The 447-nt window shown below is 69.4% G+C and carries 1 protein-coding gene; it reads left to right on the plus strand.

What is annotated here, in order from left to right:
* Positions 1 to 3 precede the first annotated feature (3 nt).
* Positions 4 to 447 (plus strand): amidase family protein (locus tag EG885_RS22460; RefSeq protein ID WP_423227229.1); only part of this gene is annotated, 444 nt, incomplete at its 3' end.

Genomic DNA, 447 nt, shown 5'->3' on the forward strand with positions numbered 1-447 from the left:
ACCCTGCCCCCGACGATTCTGCCCCAAACGATCCTGACAGATGCCACCGACCAGCTGGCCGCACTGCGCGCCGGAACCATCACCCCGCGACAGCTGATGGCCGACACGCTGGACCGGATCGCGGCCACCAACCCCGCCGTCAACGCCATCGTGGCGCTGCGCGACCGCGAGACGCTGCTGGCCGAGGCGGAACGCGCGCCCGCAGGACCGTTGCAGGGCCTGCCGATGGCGGTCAAGGATCTGGCCGACACGGCGGGAATCGTGACCACCTATGGCTCGCCCGCCTTCCGCGATCATCTGCCCGCCGCCGACAGCCCGATGGTCGCGCGGCTGCGCCGGGCGGGGGCGGTAATCATCGGCAAGACCAACACCCCGGAATTCGGTCTGGGATCGCACAGCTTCAACCCGGTCTATGGCGTGACGCGCAACCCCTATGATCCGACGCGA

The sequence above is a fragment of the Paracoccus nototheniae genome, assembly GCF_004335005.1.
In the GTDB taxonomy this organism is placed as follows: Bacteria; Pseudomonadota; Alphaproteobacteria; order Rhodobacterales; family Rhodobacteraceae; genus Paracoccus; species Paracoccus nototheniae.